The sequence below is a fragment of the Brevundimonas sp. genome, assembly GCF_035626975.1.
GTDB lineage: Bacteria > Pseudomonadota > Alphaproteobacteria > Caulobacterales > Caulobacteraceae > Brevundimonas.
Genome location: NZ_DASPMQ010000040.1, coordinates 16,686 through 37,339, shown reverse-complemented (window position 1 = coordinate 37,339; position 20,654 = coordinate 16,686). Strand labels below are relative to the sequence as shown.

Sequence of the window (20,654 nt, the reverse complement as noted above, 5' to 3'; positions counted from 1 at the left end):
CGAGAGTGCCCGAACCACGTCAGCAAAAAGGACCGCTAACGCCTGTTTGTGGGGCCGATTACTGCGGAGCCAGCAGCCCGGTTCGGGGCGGTTGAGAGCCCAGCAGACCACGGCGGGGCGGCTGCTGCATCTCAGCGACACGACGGCGAATCTCGTCGTTCTTGCCTGAACCCTGTAGCCTGCGGGCCTGCATCGCGGGCGAGAGCTGTTCGCTCGTGACGCCCTCGAAAGCGGGGCGGAGCTGCAACCAGACTTGTTCCGCAGCCGGAGCCGGGGGCACCTTGGCCTCGTTCCACCGGGCCATGAGCACCGCCGCTACAAGCGGGTCGTCTTCTGCGATGCGGGCGAAGATAGCCCCGGCGTCGATGCGGTCGCGGGTCTCCCACCCACGGGCTCCCGTTGCGATGAGGGCGTTATGGATTTCGGCGAGGGCCAGATCGTCTAGCCCGTCGTCAATCGCCCGGCGGACTTGCGGGGTCATCTGCGCCAACCGCCCGTCACGCCCGAGCAACACGCCCTCGCGGTTCTCCCGGCGAATGTCGCCGATTACGCCCACGGCCTCACGCGCCCGGAACAGCGGGTGCGCCATGCGGGACTCACCTTCAAGCGCGGCCATCGCCCCGACATAAGAACGCTCTTGCGGGCTCAGGCCTGCTAGGTAGCGGTCCGCGCGAGCGGTGTTGCCGTCCCGCAGATATGCGCTGTAGGACCGATAAGCCCGCTCAAGCTGCCCGTCCCGCGCTGCCAAATCCCAAAAGGTCCGCTCGCTATCGGAGCCGCGAGCCGTGCGCCGGACGAACCCGCGCGTCAGCATCATGTCAGGGGCGCGGCCCGCCATAGACGGTTGTCCCGTCGCGGCTTCGATAGCCATCTCTCCCAGCTTAAGCGCGTCCCGCCCGGCCGAACCGAAGAACCCGGTGATATAGTGCTCAAGGATCGCGGGCGACATGGCGTTGCCAGCCAACAGCTTGGCGGTGTCTGAGGTCCAAGCGTTCACCTGTAGGTCAGGCTCAACGCCAGTCCGCAGATGATCGGGGATGATCGGCGTTCCGTTGCGGTCCTGATTGGCAGCGGCTTGGAACGGGACGGCCAGAATAGGCGCGTCGCGGGTGGGGGCCATCGTATTGAGAACATCCGCCCGGATGCGGTCAAAAACCTTGGCGTCGCCTTCCGTCAGAGCCTGCGCCAGACGTTCGGTAAGGTTCGACGGCATCCCAAGTTCAAAGGACTTGGGATAGAGCAGCCATTCCCCGTCGCCCGTTTTCATCAACGGCCAATGGGTCCCGCGAGTTTGATTATTGATATTTTGGAAGTCCGGGTCGTCGTGGTTGGCGGCCCACACCCCCAGCCCGAGCATAGCGGTCGCGCCCAGCATCGAGAGCGCCCAAACGGCCTGACGGAAGGCAGCTTTGTCGCGCATCGTCTCCGGCTTGCTAAAGGCGTGACGGATGACCCGAACGGCAATGTCCGGGCCTTGAAGGCCGGAGTTGAAGAACGGAACTGAACGCGCGAGTTGGCGTACGCCGGCCCACCCTCCGATGCGTGACGGATCAAAGAAGTTCGCCGACATATGGCGGGCCGCGATGACCGCGCGAGCCGGGCTTTCCCCGTTCTTCACCTGACGCTCAAGTTCCTTGCGGAACACAGACAGGCGGGTTGCGGTGTCGCCCACGTCCACAAGGTGCGCTATGCCCTTCATGAGATCGGCGGGCGACGACACGACGCGGGTTCGCAGACGCTTAAGCTGGCGCTTCGCCTCAACGTCATTCTTGGGGAAGGCCCGGCGCGTGGCGGCCATCGTCTCGCCGCCCATCAGCCCGCCCGCAGCCTGATAGCGGCGCATGTTCTGCGAACCGGTCACAGCGTCCGACAGCCCGCGAGCGGTATCTACGAAAGGCACGAAGCCAACATCCGTCAGGATGGCCGCCGCAAGCTGGTCGCGGAGCGTCGTCTTGATCGCGAACTCGGGAACGCCAGTGATTCCGAGGCGGAGCGCCTGAGCCGCCGCGCCCGCCACTTCCTCCCAAACCGTGCGGGTGTCGCCGGTCATCGAGCCTATGGCTTCAAACAGCTTCTTGCCCAGCCAACCGTCCGGCAGGAGGTAGGGCGTCGCCTTCCCGTCACGCCACTCGAACACGACGGCCTCATTCTTGCGGGGCGTGAACGGTCCTGATTGAAACAGGGTCGCCTTGATATTCTTCTCGGCTTCCATCGCCTGAAAGATCGAGGAAATGGCCGTGTCGCGGTCGTCCAGACCGAGAGCTTTGACAGCCGCTTTCATGGCGTCGAGTGCGCCGACCTCGATAGCGTGGGTTTGATCGGCGGGCAGTTCTTCCAACAGATCGCCCACGTTGGGGCCTGCCTTTTCCATGGCCCGGCGCATGGCGGAAACGGTCTCGTTGCGTGCGATAACCGCGCGCGTCTCAAACGCATCTTTCACCATCGAGACGAGCGGGTGGATGATGTCGCGTTCCGACCCCTCAAAGCCCTTCGCTCCGCCCGCGAACTGCCCGACGCCCGCAGCGCGACCGCGACCGCCGGGCTTGGACAGGTCCGACACGTCACGCTGGAACGGGACGTGATAGGTGCGGTTCGCGTTAGCGGCCTCGTACATTTCCCGCGTCAGCAGGCCCTTGTCGTATTTCAGCTTCCAGAGGTTGCGCCCCCACTCGTTCGCCATGTCAGAGGCTTCGCGCCAAGTGGGATTCAGGCGCTCAGCGTCGGCGATAACGCGCTCATGAAAAGCCTTGTCATGCTCGGGCTTGTCGGGGGTCCGGTCCAGCTCGCCGCGCGAGTAGCGGTCCCATTCCTGAACCATCCGGCGCGCGATCAGATACCCGGCGAACCGCGCATCTTGTTCGGGCGTCGGGTCTTTGCCGTTGAAGGCGACGCGGTCGGCGTCAGAGAGCGACGGGCCTTCCGGGTCAGCCCCTCCATGGGGGGCGACGCCGTGCATGATGTCAGATTGCGCGATGTTGCCGGAATGGTTTGCGATCCGGGCAAGCACATAGGGGTGATCGGCGGGGACGATGTTCTGCCGAGAGCCGGTGTTGGCCTTTGACCGCTTTTGAAGCTCTCGAACCCACATGTTGAAGGGGTGGTTGGTGTCGTAGACGCCGCGATATACCTCGTCCGCCAGCTTGAGCAGCGAGCCAGAGAGGCCGCTTTCAGTCACGGCCCTGTGGACAGCGCCAAGGACACCCGGCGTTCCGGTGTAGGCGACGGACGACGCGGCCACGTCCAGCGAGTTTGCGGCCAGAAGGTCGCCGTAACCCTTCTGGATTCCGAGCAGATCGGCAGCGGTCTCCGGCATGTCCTTCTGCAAGGCCGCCTCGAAAGCGTCGTAGAACCGGGGTGCATCCTTGCGGGCTAGGGCCGGGTTTGTCAGGTAGAGCCGGAAAAACTCCGCGAAGCCTTCCTCGCGCAACACACCGGGAGCCGCGCCTTCATAGGCCATCGGCTTTAGCTCCGCCTCGTGTGCCTTGAGGGCGGCGGCGAGGGCGGCAGTGCGCTTATACTCGAGCGCGTGGCCCCCCTCGTGCGAGAGGACCGACATGGCGTGACGGGCGGCGCGGGTGCGGATAACGCCGGACTTGGTGTCGTACTCACCAGCGGCGCGGCTGGACGAAACGCGGCCTTGGCGGTGCGTCAATCCGAGAGAGGTCCGCACCTTCTCCGCCAGTGTGCTGACGGTCTGCCCTGCGTAGTCAGGAGCACCTTGCCCGGTGGACAGGCGCTGGCCGCGCATCTGTGTAGCCGGGCGGGTGGCCGGGCCAGCGCCAAGCCGGTCAGCATAGCCGGACATATCAATATCCAGCTTGCCCGAAGCCGCCACGCGGCGGTGGGCGGAGGTCGCAAGGAGCGGCTGACCCGTGCCCTTCGCGGGCGGGGCGGCGGGGGCGGGGCTCCGGCCTGATGGCCCACTGACGCGGCGATGAGCGCTGGTAGCGAGGCGGGGCTTGCCTCCGGCTCCAGCAGCGAGCCGGGCCGGGGCCATGCCTTCGACACCGGCGAGCGGCTGGGCGGCAAGGTCGGAGGCCTTGGCGACGGTGAACACCGGGCGACCGTCCGGGGCCTCCCATGCTCCGCTTACGAGGCGGGCGTCGGGGTCACGGGCCACGGTGTAGCCGCGACGGGCTAGGGCCTCATAGACGTTGGCCGCCTCCGGCCGGACGATAGAGTCCGACAGGAGCCGCCCGCCACGTTCGGCGGCGGCGTCAGCAGCGCGGGTGTAAATCTCGACGCCATAGCCCCTTCCCTGCATTTCGAGGGGAAGGGCGGTGTTTTCAAGACGGAGATCGTTGCCCTCGCGCCTGCCCCACATCATCGGCACATCGCGCAAGCGTCCCTCCTGGAACACCCGGAATCCGTCCGGCGTATCTTCGGCCCGGAAGCGGGGAGCCTCGTCGCCCTGAGCCGCCAGCGCGCGGTCAAACGTAGCCGAGCGCACGGGCTCAGCCTGCCGCCCGGCGGGGGCGTCGATGCCTAGCGCGTCGTCCGACAATGGGCGACGCGTCAGGGTATCGGAGACGAAGGGCGACGGCTCGCGAGAGAGAGGGGCGCTAAAGGACGAGAGAGACGCGCCCGGCGAAGTCACGGACCCGCCGAAGCCCTCCGCCAGCTGCGCCCGCAGTTCGACCACGGTGCGGGGGCGGTTGCCGGTATAGAAAATCGACCGGTTAGCGGCGGCGGCGTCAGGGAACAGATCGGCGGCGCGGGCGTCTGCGTCGGCACGGGCCAGCGTCCGTGCCCCGCCCTCGCCAAGGAAGTGAGCAGAGTAAAGCTCGCCGTCCGTAGGATCGCGGCCCAATACGTTGCGGAGAGCGGTCGCGTTGTCGCGCGAATGAAGCGCCGCCGCCCGGATGGCGAGGTCGGGGTTGTCCCGCAGTGCCAGCAAATCGGCGCGACTGCGCCCGCGAAGGTTCGACAGGCCCAGCGCGGCGGCATGTCGATCTAACGTATCCAGCCACGTCCCTTCCGTGAACTGATATAGGCCGCGCGCGGTTGAGGTGGCGGCGTCCGCCGTGGGGTCGAAGCCGGACTCCCGCTGCGCCAGCCGCGAAAGGTAGCTCTCCGACACTCCCGTCTCGGCCGAGGCGCGGCCTATGGATTGACGGAACGCTGGCGGGACGTTGACGGCAGCCGCGGCGCGGGGGGCGCGTCGCTGTTCCGGCACAACATCAATCACAGGGTTCCGCAGCCAATCGGCGACGCTCTGCCCACTCGGCATAACGTCCCGGCTCCGCACCGCACCGCTATCCATTCCCTGCCCGCCAAAGGACGGCACAGGGTTGAGACGGTCGCTCACATTCGCCGCCACCCTGCGACCCCCCGTAAGCGCTCGGCGCCCCTGAGAAACCGCAAACTGGCCAGCGATGGGCGCACCATGCGCCGCCGCGCCGATGCCGCTGCCCAGCGCGCCGGACAGGGCGGTTTGCATCGGATCGTATGTGTCGCGAACGTCTCCGGCCAGATCCAGCCCCTGCGCGCCCGCGTCGGACGCGGCGTTGACTACACCTTCGCCGATAGCCTTTTGAACGAAGGTGCGTCCGCCCAAGCCGATCAGGTTTGTCGGATCGGTCATCGTGCCGCCGACAGCGCCCGCCAGCGTAGCGACACCGGCTGCGAACTTGCCCGGCAGGCCGCCCGGCGCTCGATACCATTCGTCGCCCCGAACCCTCGTTGCGTAGTCGTCGCGCGCCCGCCGTTCGTTCTGCGCCAACGCGTTGCCAAGGGACTGATAAACGAACGTCTCGCCCGAAGCCGGGTCAACGTGGCGCTGATCGCCGCCGCGCATCGACAGCCGTCCGCCCGCCTGCAACAGGGTCTCGCCGACCTGAGCGTCCGCCGTCGAGCTGAACCGTTCGCCTAGCGAGCGATGGGGTTGCCAGTCGGTTACACTTGAACCGTCGCCGCGCGACGTGTCGCCGGGTCTCGCATAGACCGGCCGTACGCCTGAGAAGCTACTAAGCGGCGCGGATCGCCCGTCACTGGTCCGAACCCAAGGGCCATCATCGTTTACGGCGGAAACCCATGCGGGGCCGGCGTCCGTGTCAAAGCGGGCGATGCGCCGCGAGTCATGAGCCAGCGCCGGGCGTCCCGTCGAAAGGGACGGAGCCGGAGGAGAGGTGGCCGGTTCACCAACGCGGACGCCCCCGCTCAAGCGACGGCGGGTGGGCTCTTGAAAGGTCATTTTTGGTACAGCGCGCCGTCGCCGGGATCGAGGAAGTAGCTGCCCGCCGGGAGCGCATCGAGGTCCGCTTGCGATTGCGGGCGCGCAGGGTTGCCCGCCGTCCCGTCGCCGCTGGGTGCAGCGCGAGCAGGTGTGTTCGGGGCCGGACGAGCCTGCAGCGGTCCAGCGGCGGCCGGAGCGGCGTAAGGATTGGCCGGGGGAGCGCCGCCGAAGCCGGGCAGACCAGCAAACGGCCCGAGCTGCTGTTGGCGTTTGTAGTTTTCCCATATCGCGAGTTGGCCGGGATTGAGCGACTCCTCCCCCTGCGTCGCAATCTGGTTCAGGATCGGTGCAACAACGTCCGCCGTTGTGTTCGGCGTCGAGATGCCAAGACGCTGAACGTCTAGGGATTGTTCCCGGTACAGGTCGTCCGCTGTCGCTCGGCTTTCCCGGAACCGCCGCTCCCATTCGCTTTCACCTTCACGGAAGCCCAAGTCCCTTTCGCGGAACATCTCTCCCGCTTGGGCTTGGCGCTGTTGCTCGGCCAGCGAGCGGTCGCCCCGGTCGTTGTCCAGATACGCGCCCGCACCGATACCGACGCCGACAGCGGCGCGCGGGTCCATAGCCGGATCAATCTCGTAACCCTCTTGGTTCCGCAGATATTCGGCCACGTTGCCCATCACACCGGGGCGTTGGTCGGGCGGGATCGTGAGGGTCGGGGCCACGGCTCCGGCGACTACGCCCCGGCGCTCTTGCCGTCCGCGATACCCGCGCACATCCTGACTGTCTTCCATTCCCTCAAGGTTCATGAGGCCGGACATATCCGGGGCCTGCCCGAGCGATGCGAGGCGGGCGGAATAGAGGTCCGGGTTGAAGCCTCCCGGCCCTTGGCTGGCGAAGGCGAACGCGTCGCGGTGGGCAGCGGCGGCGGCGCGGTTTTCGTCACGGGTCCGGCGTTCGTCCCGACGTTCGCCTGCGGCGCCCCCGAGGAATAGGTCGTCAAGAAAGTTTCCGGCACGGGCCAGCGACGATCGGGCGGCCGGTTGGGGCGGCGCGGGGCGAGGCGGGGGCGGTGTTTGGCTCAGCAACCCGCCATATTTAGGTGATCCCATCCCGAGAAGGCCCGGCTTGGGCTGGTTCACGTCTACAGGTCCACGACCCGTCGCGCCGGACGCTGGCGTACCCGAGGCCAACAGGCCCCCGAACCTGTTCGCGGTTCTGTCCGGCGAGCGCGCGCCGGCGGGAGGCTCAGTCATGCCGGGATTGGCCGCGAACCGGTCCTCTATTTCTCGCAGAACCGGCAGGCCTTCGCGCATGGGGCTCGAGGGTGGCGCGTTGCCGGTGCCCCGGTTCGAGATGACCGAGGAAAGGAACTCCGGTCCCTCGCGCTTCTCAATCTCCTGCAACAGGGTTTCGATGGTGGGCGGGTCGGGAGTGCGTTGGGGTTTACGGGCCATGCGTCAGCGCCTCACTTTTGCGGGGCAAACGGGGAGAAGCTGAACCCGAGGTTTGTGCCCGAGCTTTTCGACGTGCCGCTCGACGTTCCGCTGGACGTCCCCTCTCTGCCGAACTCCGAAAGCAGGCGGGTGATCAGGTCTTGGGTGCCGAGGTCGTAGGTGTTGCGGTTCTGGTTCTCGCCCAACGCGGCTTCGAGAGCCTGTTGCCAGCCCTGCTGATTCATTCCGGCGATCATCGACGCCCGGTCACGGGCCTGCTGCCCGGCAAGCTCGGCCTCCATGACGCCCCGGCGGCTGTTGTTGAAACCTCCGGAGCCTGCAATCTGGTCCTTGAGCTTGGTGAAGGCGACGCTATCGGCGTGGTCCATTTGCGCCAAAGTGGCGTCGCGAACGTCCGCCGCGTAGGGATCTTGGAACTTTCCGAGCGAAGCCGGGTCGAAGTCCTTGTAGGACTTGCCGCGAAGATCGCTGATCCCGCCGCCCAGCAAGCCCGCCGCCCGGTTAGACAGCGTGTTGGTCTGGCTGAACTTGGACTGTTCGCTGGACTTGGACTTGTTCTTTCCGCCACCGAGGGAGAACGACATATCAATGGGCCTTTTCGACGGTGAGTTGTCGCGAGGGGGTGTGGCCGAAGGCCTTACAGTTCGGGTCAGGAGCGAAGGCGGAATGGGCCACAGCTAGGGGCTTCGTCGGGGTCATCAGGCGTACGTCACCGTCAGCGCCACGATGTCAGCCAGCGTCAGCGCGCCGGTATCGTTGTTGGCCGCGCCAGTCGTCATGCGGTAGCTGATGCCCGCCGAACAGTAGAAGCCGCCTGCGTCTATGGCGAAGTCGGACGTAGGCTGAAGCGCGTAGATCAGGATGGGCGTGTCGGCTTCGCTCGGTTCCGTGGCCTTGTTGTAGAACTTGAGATAGCGGACCGACGCGGCGGCGTTGTAGCCGGAGAGGCGATGAAGGTCTCCAGCAGCAGCCTTGACGATAGTGGCGTTGACCGAGGCCGCAGCAGAGGGCAGCAACGAGGATGAGGCGGGACGGCTATCCGCCCTCCAGCCGGTGCCGTCCGCCTTGTACTGATAGGCTCTGGTGTCCAGCCCGACCGTAGCCGCAGAAACCAACGTGACGACAGTGGCCGCCGCGATGCCCGCCGGGGTCCCGCCGGTGTAGAGAGCCACGGCGATGTTGCCCCGGCTGTCGGCCTGAAGAACTGTCTGGTCGCCGTTGTCGTACGTCGGGCGCGTGGTGTTGAACTTGCCACCGACGGGGATCGGATTGGCCGTGGCCGCCGCACCGTCGGCCGCCGCACCCGCAGTGGTCGTTGGAAGCGGGTTGGTCGCGCTGACCGGCGTCTGGTTCTTGCGGTCGGTGTCTTGCGTGTAAATCATGCCCATGTCGCAACGGCTCCGGCGCGGGTTTCCATGCCGCCCACACTGCGGGAGCTGCGCCAGCAGGAAAGGGCCGATAACGGGAGAAACAGGGGCCGATTACGGGGCCGCCGGAACTCAGGCCCGCGCCCTTTTTACCGTGCGGGAAAACTCAGGCTCGGCGAGATCAACGACCGCCTCCGCGCAACCCATTGGCTAGTCGAACAGCAGTCGAACCACGGCGGCGACATAGGCGGCGGCGTCATGCTCCCGAAGGTGGGCGATGATCGCCGGGAACTCAGCCGGGTCAATGTCCGGGGTCTCGCCGTCCCCCGTCTCGTCTGGGTCACAGGTCACGCAGCGTCTCCCGGCACATTTTGACGAGAGCCCGAACGCTTCCCCTCGCCGCGATGGTCTGTTGCGTCCAGCGTCCCCGGACGTAGTTTCCGTTCGCCTCGCCGCGCGGTGCTCCGGGGCTCTTGCCTCCGTGCATCCGGCAACGTCGCTTCCCCTTGATCGCTGGCGACTGGCAGGGCGTCCCCGCGCGCGTTCTCGCCCCACACCGGCAAGCCCTGCGGAGGCGCATAACCAAGGGCTCCGCCAGCGGGTGCATGGGGTTGTTGGAGATAATCGGGGACGATTCCCCCCTGACCCCCAGCTTTGAAGACGGTTTGGGTTCTCGCATCGACATAGACGTGTCGGACCTCAACTTGCTGTTTCCCTCCGGTGCGGAGCTTGTGCAGGGCTTCGGCCTGCGCCGTGAACGTCCGCATGGTGGCGTTCATCATCCGGGTGTGCTCGCTCAGTTCTTCCCGGTCATCGGCGCGAGCGGCATGACGGCTCAATGTCATGGTGGCGTTGTGCGCGGCGGCCATCTGTAGGATCAGCGCGGCCTCAACGGCGTTCGTCGGCTGCATGTCGCTCACGAACGCTAGGGCGCACTCTACCGCTTGGCCGAAAGCCTGTGCCGAAGCCTCGTCATGCGGCTTGGTTGGCGACCATCCGCCATTGAGTGCGCCGACCAGCAGGAAGCTACCAGCCCGAGGGTCGTTGACCCCGAGAGATTCCACCAGCGCGGCGGTCCAAATGTTCGTATCGTTATGGGACGACGTTACTGACACCCATCCCGCGTCGGTCCATGCGCCCTCCATGAACGGCAACGCCGACCGGCTTGCGGCGCGGGTGTCACGCTCATCAATCACCCGCCTTGCGGCGGCCTTGCCCTCCGTCGCCTCCCGTTCCGAGGGGTCGGGCTTCCCCGGTTTGGCCGGGGCCTTCGCCTTGGTCATGCGGGGCCTCCGCTGCATTGGTGGCGGGTTTCCATGCCGCTGAGTTTGACGGGGCCTAGCCAGCGGGAAAGGCCCTCTATCGGGAGTTTGCGGGTCCGATCAGGCTGCATGGCGCTCGCCCTCCGCTTCGGCTTCCGTCGCTGCGATCTCTCCGCTTGCCGCCAGAGCTATCGTTCCGAGCGCTTCAATCTGCCGGTCAACCTGATCTCGCATGGCGATCAGCGAGCCCCGAGCGGCCACGGCTATCTGTTGCCAATGTTCCATCGGGCCGGTCGGGACGGATCCGGACTCTACCAGATCGTTCATCGCCTCCAGCGCCGTGGCCGCGTAGAGGGCGCGTGACATTCCTAGGCGAGCCCTGTTGGCGTCCGTTCGTTGAAGCTCGCTATAGGTGATCGAGGCCTTGACCGTCTCGTTGCGCTTCTCCCCGTTCACCATCCGAGGTCCGCGCGCCTGTTTGCGGAGGTCCCGGGTCATGCGGCTTCCCCCCTTTCGGCTAGTAGGGCAGGCGGGACGGTGCAGCCTTCCTCGCCGGGGCGGGGACCCCAATCCGCTGATTTCCAGAACCGCCCGTTGCTTTCACGGTGCCGGGCGAGCCGCTCGCGCCACACGTCTTCAATATCGACCACGATGGCGGGGCCGCTCGTCTCCCGGTCTGCCGCCCATGTGCCTTCAATCAGCTTGAGGAAGCCCGCCGGGCTTGCGACGTAATCAATCCCTGCCTTCCACTTGCGGTCATTTTCTCCGCAGCAGAACCGGGACCGCTCGACAGCTTGGACGGCCTTCGCCCAGCCATCCGGGCCATGATCGGCGAGGCGGGCGGCAATGGACTTCTCCCGCTTGTCGTTCAGGCCGAGACAGCGGGGAAGTCCGGCGCGGACTGCAGCCTCATTCCAAACCCGGACAGCCTCTGAGACCCCCGAACCCGAAGGGGTAGGGGTTTCTTTCTCTATCCTCTTCTTCTTAGAGGCACTTTTGGACCCGCCAGCTTCGGCCGATTTACTGTTTTCGTTGGCGTTTTGGAGCGCGCTATCAGTTACGTCCGCCGTAGCTATCGGCAATGTTCGGCCTAGGTCCGGCGTAAGTAGGTCGCTAGTTGGTAGTCCTAGCTCTTGCTGAACACGGTCATTGACGAGCCATTCCCCATCATCATCCGCGACCGCGACCAGCTTCCCGGTCTCGATCAAACGCGTCCGAAGGCGGCTCGTCACGCGGGGATCGGTGCCGAGGATATTGGCGAGGTTCCACTTGTTGTCGCGGATCGGGCCGCCTTGGTCGTACATGGTGTCCAGGAACGTCGTGTAGGCCCCTCGCTCCTCAAGCGAGAGCGGGCGGTACCCATTGAGGGCGTTGCCATGCCAGCGCTTGTGCCAAGGGCGCGTCTTGGCGTGGCCCAGCTTCGTGATCGGGGTTGCGGTCATCGGCGTTCCCCCGGATTGGAGATCGCGTCAAAGGCGGCCTCATACTCCTGAACGTCCGTCCCGATGGACCCTTGCCGGACCTTGGCGCAGATCACGTCTAGCCGGGTGCGACAGCCATAGAAGGCCATTTCCCATTCTGCCCGGCCCGGCTTGCCAATCGGCACCTCCGCCCGCTCCAGATAGTAGGCTTCCCGGTAGGGAAACAGGACCACGTTGGCGTCCTGTTCAATGGTCCCTGACTCCCGCAGATCGGCCATCGTGGGGCGCTTGTCCTCGCGCTGCTCAACCTGACGCGAGAGTTGCGACAGCAGGACGATGCAGATTTGGGCGTCCCGAGCGAGTTGCTTAAGCTCGCGTGTCATCTGACCGATAACGGCGGCGTCGTTCCGGCCGTCGGACCGGGGGCGGCGCATGAGTTGCAGGTAGTCGATAGCGACAGCCCGCAGCTTGCCCTTGCGCTTCCAAGCCCACACCGCCTTACGAACGTCGTCCACAGACACGCTTCCCCGGCAGTCGATCAGCAGGTTTGACGGGATGGCGTCCGCAGCTTCGATCAGCCCCACCAGCCGGTCAGCCTTCACCAACCCCTTGTGCAGGGCGTCCGTCTCGACCGGCGCGGCTTCATCAATCGAAAGCTCCGAAACCGCCCGCTCCGACACTTCCGCGTCGTCCATTTCGAGAGAGAACACGCCGAACAGATCCCCGGGTTGATTGCGGGCGGCCCCATACATGGCCGAGCGCATCAAGGCGGTCTTGCCCATCGACGGGCGGCCGCCGATGACCAGCAAGCAGCCGGGAACCAGACCGCCTAGGCGACGGTCGAAGCAGTGCAGACTCGTAGCGGCCCCGCGCATCCGCCCCGCCTTTTGGTCCGCGACTTTTTCCGCCAGCATCGCCAGCGCAGAGGAGCGGGCGTCAATCGCCGTCGTCGGCTCCGGTGCAGCCTCGCATGCTAGGGCCTCAAGCTGCCCCTTGAGACGGGACAGGACTTCGGTTGCCGGGCCGTCGTCGCTGAACGCCTCGCCACATAGCCGCGCCATTTCACGGCGGGCATATTGGTCGGTCACGATGGCCGCGTGATCGACAATGGCCGGGGTGATCGGCGCTTGGTCCATAAGGGTCACGAGCTGGTGAAACCCTCCCAGCGCCTCGACCGCTTCCGGGGCCGCATCCTTCACGGTCACAGCGTCAACCCGCTTGCCGTCCGCCCGCAGCTTGTCGATGGCCCCGGCGATGGCGCTAAATGCGGGCTCTCCGAAGTGGTGGGGTGCTAAATGTGGGGCCAGACGGTGCGCCGCGTCCGCGTCCAACAGCATGACGCCGATAGCGGCCTGTTGCGCCTCAAGCCATGCGTCGGACTGCGGAGCCGTGGTGTAGCTGGACGCGAGCGCATGAAGGCTCTGAGCGGTCATGCGTCGTCACCGCCGATCAAGCCCATCGACCGGGCGAGGCTTTCCGCCTCACTGAGGGCGAGCGCTAGGGTCGGCAGTTGGGAGAGCGGAACGGCCACTCCGCCTCGCGGCATACGCACCCGAGCGGGTGTCTCTGGGGGCCAGTAGACGCGGAGATCCAAGACGGGCTCCCCCCGCTCTTCGGTCAGAATGGCGCGCAGTTCGCAGTCGCGCGGCAGGGGGATTGTCGCAATGGTTCGCATCGGAGGCGCGGTCATTGGCTGTCCCCCTTGATCCAGAGGGAGAGGGCGATAAGCAGCGCGGCGAGGATGGCGACGAACGCCGCCAGTTGGTGGCGAAGCGGCAGGCGACCATCGTTGGCTTGAGCTCGAAGGCCCCGGATGATCGTAGAGGTTTGAGCCTTCACTCCACAGCCGGGCGTGGTGTTAGGGTAGGTCAATGCGCCGCTCCCATGATCGAGGGCAGCGTGTCCGCACGCCTGAACCAATCAGCAGCCTGTTGAGCGTAGAGGGCAGCGACCCGATGCAGGACAGCCCCGGCGTCGGGGTTAGTGAGTGCGGATTGCCGATGACGGACGGCGGCGGCGTTGAGTTCGTTCGCCGTGTGCAAGGCGGCGTCACGGGTCTTGGGGTTGAAGAGGGGACAGGAGCCCGTCCCTTGAGTTTCGGTCCGGCTCCCGCTACGTTGTTCCTTGTCCTCGCCAGACAAATGAACGACCGAGAGGCCTGCCCGCGTTGCCCGCGTGGCGGGCTTTTCACTGTGCGTCATGTTTCAAGCGCCCCCCGTCTTGCGAGCGGCGACGAAAGCGCGGCGGAAAATAGCGATACGGGCGGCTTGCTGGCGACGGGCAGACCCGAAGCCTTGGCGAGCGGCGGCGATGAAGCGCCGCAGTTTGTTGGCGTCCAGACGCATCATGCGGCCTCCGCGCGAGAGGCGAACCACGCATCGACCACGGGAGCCGGGAAGGCGACGCGGTTTGGCGTGAGGCGAACCGGCGGCGCAATCTCGCCCCGTTCGATCATGTTGTAGACTGTTTGTCGGCAGAGCGTGGTTCGCTCGCAGAACTGAGGGATAGAGACAAACCGGGGGGTTTCGTCCGCCATCAGGTGCGTTCCTTGTCACCGGTTCGGCGTGTTTGCCCCCGGTTCGACAAGGAAGATGGCGGAGGGTTCAGCGGCCCGCGCCGGGGCACAGAACAGAACCCGAACCTTTCAGAACTGAGCCCCTACTTTTCGCCCGCCCGTTTTCGCTTCGGAAGCTTACCGGTCCGCTCCCATTCCCGCAGGGTTTCCAGCACCTGAGTAGGGCTAGGCGAGTGAATAGAGGCGTCGTTGTCGATAACGCTAGCTATTTGGGCCGTCGCCCGGTGCGGGAAGGTCTGACGGTGACGGCGAGCGAGGGCGAGCGCCGGTTCATGCCACGCGGTCTTTTCGAGATTCCGCTTTCGGATGGCGTCCGACCGGCCTTGCTTCGCCTTCTCCGCTTTCCCGGCAACGTCGAACAATCCAGCTTCATCAAGGGTCAGCATCCCGGCGCGATAGCCGATTGCCAACGACAGGTTGAGGCTCTTGAAATCGACAGCGCTAGGAGCGAGGTCGCGGTCTGCCAAAGCCCGCCAATGGTCAAACAGGGTGCAGATCATCCCGAGTAGCTCAGCGGCCATGTGTGCGCGGGAGCCGGGCGCTTGTCGTTCGGCCAGTGCGAGGGCTGGCGGCCATAGGGCGTCTAGATACTGTTCATTGGTCAGCGTCCCGCGCGTGACCCCCAGCGTTATTCCTTCCTCCGCCAACGTGAACACCGTCGCCATCGCCGTCCGAACCAGCGCGGCAACCATGCCCTCGCCGGGGTCGCGCTCACGCGCCTCAGCTACCTCCGCAGCCGTGGGGCGTATGGCTTCTTTCAGATCAGCGATGCTCAATGCGCGGCCTCCCGCATGGGCGTAACGTTTGAGGCGCGCTCGCGCTCCCCGACGATTTCAAGCAGCAGGTTTTCCCAAGCCTCTAGGGCTCGCCGCTTCTCGGTTAGATATTCGTTGGCGTCATAGTGGAGCATCGACACGGAAGCCCCGCCGCCCGCGTCCGACCCGTGGCCCAGCACCTTGGACCGGATGAACGGAGAGACGCCCAGCCGTTCGCCGGTCATCAGCGTTGAGCCCGTGCGGCGCAGATCGTGAACCGTCACGCCCTCGATACCCGCGACGGGCCGCAGCTTGGCTAGGGCGTGGGTCAGGCTATCCGCCGTGATGGCCGAATGAACGTCAGACGGGGAGGGGAACACGACCGTTAGCGGCTCATTGGTGCGGAGCGCGGCCAAGGCAATGGCCTCGCGTATCAGGCTCAGGGCGTGGGGTGGGAGAGGAACGCGGTGCGGCTTGTCGGCCTTCATCCGCTCGCCCGGTATCAGCCACGCGGCCCCGTCTAGGTCCAGCTCGGATAGGGCCATGCCCGCGACCTCGCTCCGGCGCTGCAAGAGCAGGGCGCAGAGCTGCAAGGCAATGGCGACAGGGCGACCGACATAGACCGGTTCGCCCTCCGCATCCTTGAGGTTCGTAGGTTCGCGCAGGACCGGCCACACCGCCTTAAGCTCAGCATCCGTCCAGATGCGTTGCCGGGGCTTGGAGTCGTGGAAGGTGTCGAAGCCCATAGCCGGGTTGACTGGCAATAGTTCCTCCGCAATCGCGAAGTTGAAGGCTTGGCGGATGATCGCGTGAACGCGGTTGGTCTGTGCCCCTATCCCGGCGTCAATCATCCCGCGCAGCAGGGCCTTAACCGTGGCCCGCTTCACGTCCACGACGGCCAGCTTACCGATGACGGGGCGGATATGCCGATCAGTCAGCCGCTTCTCATAAGCGATGGTCGAAGCGCGCTTCTTCTTCTTCTTCGGTTTCCACTCGCCCGAGGCGCAAGCCTTCTCGTATGCGTCCAGCAGATCGCCAACGGTGCGGATGGTCAGGGACTGAGCCTCCGCCCTGACCTGACGCTTTGCGGCGGCAGGGTCCGCGCCATTGTCTATGTCGGCTTTCAGACTGGCGGCCCTCTGGCGAGCGGCCTTGAGGCTCATAGTCGCCGCATCGCCGAACTTGAACCGGCGAGCCTCGCCCTTGGCGTTCCGGTAGCGCAGCACCCACGACTTCACGCCAGCGTCCGTGACCCTCAGCCACAGCCAAGGGGTTCCGGTGTCGCTTAGCTCTAGCCGCTTGCCCGGTTCGGCCTTCGCCGCCTTGACCGCGCTATCGGTCAGAAAGACCCGCGCCATGATTGTTCCCGTCGCCAGACGTTCGGACTTATTCGGACAAGTTGTCCGAATATCCGGGCGGCCTGTGTCCCCGAACCGAAGCGGGGGACACAAAACACCTTGCTAGCTATGTGCGCTGATTGACCGGGATAGACAATAGAGCCCGCCAGCACAGGAGATTATAGACGGGGATGGATGCCCTTGGATCGGGGGATAAGGGCTTTCCTAAAGCCGAGGTCGCAGGTTGGAGTCCTGCCGGGGTCGCCATCCCCCACTGCACCGCTTCTGCACCGGGCCTGCGTGCAACCTCCTCCCGGTCCCCCGCACGTCTGGACCCCGCCGCGCGACAACGGCGGCCTCGAAAGGGGAGGCGGTTCATGCTGCGAAGTCATCCATTCACCCGCGCGTCCTTCTGGCTGAAGGTCGGCGTCGGCGTCCTGCTGGCCGGTCTGGCCGATGCGCTGTTCTTCATCCATCCGGCCGGGGCCACGCTCGGGGCCTTCGCCCTGGCCTGGGGGATCGGCGTTGTCTTCGTCCGACCCGGCCTGGCCCGCGACCCCCGCGCCCTCTTCGCCATGGCCGCCGCTGTGCTGCTGGCCCTCGTGCTGGTCGATCGCCCCGGTCCGCTGGCGTGGGCGCTGTTCGGCCTGATGTTGAGCGTCGCCGTCCTGTCTGCGCGGGTGCGGGCGGGCGATTCGGTGTGGCGCTGGGCCCAGCGGTTGATCGTGCACGGCGTCGTCTCCGCGGTCGGTCCGGTGATCGATCTCGTCCGGCTGACCCGCCCGCGCCGCCGCAGCCGGCGGGGCGGGCTGTCGCTGTGGACCCTGGTTAAGATGCTGGTCCTGCCCCTCATCGGCGGGGCGGTCTTCCTGATGCTGTTCGCCAGCGCCAATCCGCTGATCTCCGACGCCCTCGACCAGGTCCGCCTGCCCGCCTTCTCGGTGGAGACCATCCTCCGCGCCTGGTTCTGGGGCCTTGTCCTGCTGACGGTCGGCGCGACGTTCAGGCCGCGCTGGCGGCGCAAGCTGATCGCCCTGCCGTCCTTCGCGGGGGCCCGGATGCCGGGCGTGACCGGGGCCTCGATCACCCTGTCGCTGGTCGTGTTCAACGCCCTGTTCGCCCTGCAGAACGGCCTCGACCTGGCCTTCCTGTGGAGCGGTGCAGAGCTTCCGGAGGGCGTGACGCTGGCGGAGTACGCCCACCGCGGGGCTTATCCGTTGATCGCCACCGCCCTGCTGGCCGGCCTGTTCGTGCTGGTCGCGCTGCGGCCCGGCTCGGAGACGGCGAAAAGGCCGCTGGTCCGCGCCCTGGTCGTGCTCTGGGTCGGCCAGAACATGCTGCTGGTGGCCTCCAGCCTGCTGCGGACCGCCGACTATATCGAGGCCTACGCCCTGACCCGCTTCCGCATCGCCGCGATGATCTGGATGGTCCTCGTCGCCGCCGGCCTGCTGCTGATCCTCTGGCGGATGCTGCGTGGCAAGGACGGGCACTGGCTGATCGACGCCAACGTCCGCCTGATGCTGGTCGTGCTGGCGGCGGTCAGCACGGTCGACCTGGGCGCGGTCGCCGCCGCGTGGAACGTCCGTCACGCCCGCGAGATCGACGGCACGGGCGCGGAACTGGATCTCGACTATCTCCGCTTCCTCGGCGCCCCGGCGCTGGTCTCGCTGGTCGAGCTGGAGCAGACCGCCCGCGACCCGGAGCTGCGGGACCGCGCCGCCGCCGTGCGGGCCGAACTTCACGCCGACGTCCGACGCCGGCAGTCGGACTGGCGTGTCTGGACCTGGCGCGACGCGCGCCGGCTGGAGCGGATCGAGGCGCTGACGAGGGATCGCCCCCTCATGGGACCGCGGCCCGGACCCCGCGACCGGGAGGGTCGGCCCGGGTCGCTCCCGGCGCCGGTTCCGGTCCTCTCGGGACAAGCCTTTCCGGTCCAGCCGTTGACCTCGAGACCGGGAGCCTGAACATGACCGCCATGCAGCGCACCGTCCTTGTGGTCGACGACGACCCGCACATCCGCGACCTGTTGACCTTCGCGCTGCAGAAGGCCGGCCTCGCCACGCGCGAGGCGGCGGACGGCGAGGCGGCGCTGGCCGATATCGCCGCCCACGCCCCCGATCTGGTGGTGCTGGACATCAACATGCCGCGCATGGACGGGATCGAGGTCTGCCGCCGCATCCGCGCCCGGAGCGACCTGCCGGTGCTGTTTCTGTCGTCGCGCGACGACGAGATCGACCGGGTGCTGGGCATCGAGCTCGGGGCCGACGACTATGTGGTCAAGCCGTTCAGCCCGCGCGAGGTCGTGGCCCGCGTCGCCGCCATTCTGCGCCGCACCGCGCGCACGCCGCCCGTCGAGCCGTCAGGGATGCTGACCCATGGCCGCCTGACGCTCGACGCCGACGGCTGGCGGGCCCGCTGGAACGGCGCCGAGGTGCCCCTGACGGTGACCGAGTTCAGCATCGTGCGGGTGCTGGCCGACGGCCCGCGCCGGGTGTTCAGCCGCGACGCCATCATCGATCGCGTCCATGGCCCCGGCTTCGCCATGACCGACCGCACCATCGACAGCCACGTCCGCAACCTGCGCATCAAATTCGCCGCCGCCGGCGGGACCGACGTGGTCGAGACCCGCGCCGGGGTCGGCTACCAGCTCGGACCCTGCCTCGGCGGACCGGCGTGATCGGCCGCCTGCGCGCCTGGCTCCGGGCGCACTGGCCGGCGCTGAGGCTGCGCACCATCCTGCTGTCGGTGCTGCTCTTCGCGGCCATCCTGCCGGGGATCAGCGCCATCTTCCTCAGGGTCTACGAGAACACCCTGGTGCGCCAGACCGAGGCGGAACTGGTCGCCCAGGCCGCGACCCTCGCCGCGACCGCGGAAACCTTCTGGCCGGGCGCGCCCGTCTTCGACCCGGACGCCGTCCGCCGCGACGCGCCCGGCTACTACCGGCCCGAGCCGGCCACGATCGACCTGGGCTCGACGCCGGTGCTGCCGGCCCGTCCCTCGCCCGGCGCGCCCCGGGCCCCGGCCGATCCCGCCGCCGTCATCGTCAGCGAGCGGCTGGCGCCGGTGATGGAGCGCACCAGCCAGACCACCCTGGCCTCGATCATCTTCCTCGATCGCTCGGGCGTCGTGGTCGAGGGTTTTGGCGAGGGAGGCAGCTGGCGCGACCTCCCGGAGATCCGCGCCGCGCTCGCCGGCCGTGCGCAGACGGTGCTGCGGCGCAACGATTCCTACCATCCGCGCTATTCGATGGAATGGCTCAGCCGCGCCTCCGCCCTGCGCATCCACCACGCCCGGCCGGTGGTCGTCGGCGGCGAGGTGAGGGGGGTGATCCTGACCTCCCGCTCGCCCCGCGCCCTGTTCCGCGGCATCTACCAGGACCGCATCAAGATCGGGCTCGGCGCCGGGGGCACCCTGGCGCTGATCGCCCTGCTCGCCGTTCTGGTCTCGCGCGGCATCGCCCGGCCCATCGAGGCGCTCAGCCGCGCCGCCCGCGACGTCACCTCCGGCGCCGGCTCGCTGCCGCCGCCCCCGGCCACGGCGGCGGTCGAGATCCGCACCCTGTACGAAGACTTCGGCCGCATGGCCGAGGCCGTCGAGCGGCGCTCCCGCTACCTGCGCGACTTCGCCGCCGCCGTCAGCCACGAGTTCAAGACCCCGCTGGCGGGGATACAGGGCGCGGTCGAACTGCTGCAGGACCACGGCGACGGCATGGAGCCCGCCCAGCGCCGCCGCTTCCTCGACAATATCGCCGCCGACGGCCGCCGGCTCTCCGCCCTCGTCACGCGCCTGCTGGATCTGGCCCGGGCGGATATGGCCCGTCCCGAGGCCGGGCTGGCGGTCGACCTCCGCCCCGCCCTGAGAAAGGCCGTGGACGCGCGGGCTCCGGACCTGAACGTCGACCTCGTCCTGCCGGACGATCTGCCGCCGGTCGCCGCCCCCGCCGCCACGCTGGAGATGGTCGTCTCGACCCTGCTTGAGAACAGCCGTCAGGCGGGCGCCACCACGGTGCGGATCGAGGCGCGCGAGGCCGGCGAACTGGTCATGCTGACCGTCAGCGACGACGGTCCCGGGGTCGCCCCCGCCGACGCCCGGCGCATCTTCGAACCCTTCTTCACCACCCGGCGGGGCGAGGGCGGGGCTGGTCTGGGCCTGTCGATCGCCCGCGCCCTGCTCGCCGCCAACCAGGCCACCCTCGACTTGCGGCCCTCCGATCGGGGAGCGGTGTTCGAGCTCGGCTTTCCCGCCGCCGGAGCCGCACCGCCCGCGACCTGAAATTTCTTGGAAGCCCTTGGGAACAATCCCGTTTCA

18 protein-coding genes are annotated in these 20,654 nt (G+C 67.1%); 4 read left to right on the top strand and 14 right to left on the bottom strand.

Going from position 1 to position 20,654, the window contains the following annotated elements; translation table 11 throughout:
* Positions 1 to 58 precede the first annotated feature (58 nt).
* The 6 genes from VEB62_RS11130 to VEB62_RS16715 form a co-directional block, all read right to left on the bottom strand.
* Positions 59 to 5,797 (bottom strand): LPD38 domain-containing protein, encoded by a 5,739-nt coding sequence (locus VEB62_RS11130; protein ID WP_324799388.1) that lies wholly within the window; start codon positions 5,795 to 5,797, stop codon positions 59 to 61.
* 392 nt (positions 5,798 to 6,189) lie between these two features.
* Positions 6,190 to 7,629, bottom strand: a complete 1,440-nt coding sequence (locus VEB62_RS11125; RefSeq protein WP_324799386.1) for a hypothetical protein — start codon at positions 7,627 to 7,629, stop codon at positions 6,190 to 6,192.
* 11 nt (positions 7,630 to 7,640) lie between these two features.
* A complete protein-coding gene (locus tag VEB62_RS11120) occupies positions 7,641 to 8,213 on the bottom strand; it encodes a hypothetical protein (protein WP_324799383.1) in 573 nt (190 codons plus the stop codon).
* Positions 8,214 to 8,327: 114 nt separating this feature from the next.
* A complete protein-coding gene (locus VEB62_RS11115) occupies positions 8,328 to 9,017 on the bottom strand; it encodes a hypothetical protein (RefSeq protein ID WP_324799380.1) in 690 nt (229 codons plus the stop codon).
* Positions 9,018 to 9,206: 189 nt separating this feature from the next.
* Positions 9,207 to 9,347 (bottom strand): hypothetical protein, encoded by a 141-nt coding sequence (locus VEB62_RS11110; RefSeq protein WP_324799378.1) that lies wholly within the window; start codon positions 9,345 to 9,347, stop codon positions 9,207 to 9,209.
* Entirely contained in the window at positions 9,337 to 9,576 is a 240-nt protein-coding gene (locus VEB62_RS16715) for an HGGxSTG domain-containing protein (RefSeq protein ID WP_414642036.1), read from the bottom strand. Before VEB62_RS16715 ends, VEB62_RS11110 begins: the two co-directional genes overlap by 11 nt.
* Before the next feature lie 25 nt (positions 9,577 to 9,601).
* Between VEB62_RS16715 and VEB62_RS16710 the strand changes: the two genes are divergently transcribed.
* Positions 9,602 to 9,871 carry a hypothetical protein gene (locus tag VEB62_RS16710; RefSeq protein ID WP_414642033.1) on the top strand — a complete coding sequence of 90 codons (270 nt, stop codon included), beginning with the start codon at positions 9,602 to 9,604 and terminating at the stop codon, positions 9,869 to 9,871.
* Positions 9,872 to 10,378: 507 nt separating this feature from the next.
* On the opposite strand, the gene VEB62_RS11100 is transcribed toward VEB62_RS16710, so the two are convergent.
* The 8 genes from VEB62_RS11100 to VEB62_RS11065 all read right to left on the bottom strand — a co-directional run bounded on the left by VEB62_RS11100 (position 10,379) and on the right by VEB62_RS11065 (position 16,367).
* Positions 10,379 to 10,756, bottom strand: a complete 378-nt coding sequence (locus tag VEB62_RS11100) for a hypothetical protein (protein WP_324799374.1) — start codon at positions 10,754 to 10,756, stop codon at positions 10,379 to 10,381.
* On the bottom strand, positions 10,753 to 11,700 hold the full coding sequence (locus tag VEB62_RS11095; RefSeq protein ID WP_324799372.1) for a DUF1376 domain-containing protein: 948 nt from the start codon (positions 11,698 to 11,700) through the stop codon (positions 10,753 to 10,755). Before VEB62_RS11095 ends, VEB62_RS11100 begins: the two co-directional genes overlap by 4 nt.
* The gene (locus VEB62_RS11090) at positions 11,697 to 13,112 is read right to left on the bottom strand and encodes a replicative DNA helicase (RefSeq protein ID WP_324799370.1); all 1,416 of its coding nucleotides are present in this window, start codon (positions 13,110 to 13,112) and stop codon (positions 11,697 to 11,699) included. The genes VEB62_RS11095 and VEB62_RS11090 overlap by 4 nt, the downstream gene beginning before the upstream one ends.
* 253 nt (positions 13,113 to 13,365) lie before the next feature.
* Positions 13,366 to 13,551, bottom strand: coding sequence for a hypothetical protein (locus VEB62_RS11085; protein ID WP_324799368.1), 186 nt, complete (start codon positions 13,549 to 13,551; stop codon positions 13,366 to 13,368).
* A gap of 332 nt (positions 13,552 to 13,883) precedes the next feature.
* Positions 13,884 to 14,024 carry a hypothetical protein gene (locus VEB62_RS11080; protein ID WP_324799365.1) on the bottom strand — a complete coding sequence of 47 codons (141 nt, stop codon included), beginning with the start codon at positions 14,022 to 14,024 and terminating at the stop codon, positions 13,884 to 13,886.
* Entirely contained in the window at positions 14,024 to 14,215 is a 192-nt protein-coding gene (locus VEB62_RS11075) for a helix-turn-helix transcriptional regulator (RefSeq protein ID WP_324799363.1), read from the bottom strand. Before VEB62_RS11075 ends, VEB62_RS11080 begins: the two co-directional genes overlap by 1 nt.
* Positions 14,216 to 14,337: 122 nt before the next feature.
* Positions 14,338 to 15,030, bottom strand: a complete 693-nt coding sequence (locus tag VEB62_RS11070; RefSeq protein WP_324799361.1) for a hypothetical protein — start codon at positions 15,028 to 15,030, stop codon at positions 14,338 to 14,340.
* On the bottom strand, positions 15,027 to 16,367 hold the full coding sequence (locus tag VEB62_RS11065; RefSeq protein ID WP_324799357.1) for a tyrosine-type recombinase/integrase: 1,341 nt from the start codon (positions 16,365 to 16,367) through the stop codon (positions 15,027 to 15,029). Before VEB62_RS11065 ends, VEB62_RS11070 begins: the two co-directional genes overlap by 4 nt.
* Positions 16,368 to 16,723: 356 nt before the next feature.
* Between VEB62_RS11065 and VEB62_RS11060 the strand changes: the two genes are divergently transcribed.
* From VEB62_RS11060 to VEB62_RS11050, 3 genes are read left to right on the top strand one after another with little or no spacing between them, the layout of a single operon-like run.
* On the top strand, positions 16,724 to 18,310 hold the full coding sequence (locus VEB62_RS11060; protein WP_324799354.1) for a DUF4153 domain-containing protein: 1,587 nt from the start codon (positions 16,724 to 16,726) through the stop codon (positions 18,308 to 18,310).
* A gap of 2 nt (positions 18,311 to 18,312) precedes the next feature.
* Complete coding sequence (locus VEB62_RS11055; protein ID WP_324799351.1) at positions 18,313 to 19,023, top strand: response regulator; 711 nt, start codon at positions 18,313 to 18,315, stop codon at positions 19,021 to 19,023.
* Positions 19,020 to 20,618, top strand: coding sequence for a sensor histidine kinase (locus VEB62_RS11050; protein WP_324799348.1), 1,599 nt, complete (start codon positions 19,020 to 19,022; stop codon positions 20,616 to 20,618). The genes VEB62_RS11055 and VEB62_RS11050 overlap by 4 nt, the downstream gene beginning before the upstream one ends.
* The last annotated feature ends 36 nt before the right edge of the window (positions 20,619 to 20,654 follow it).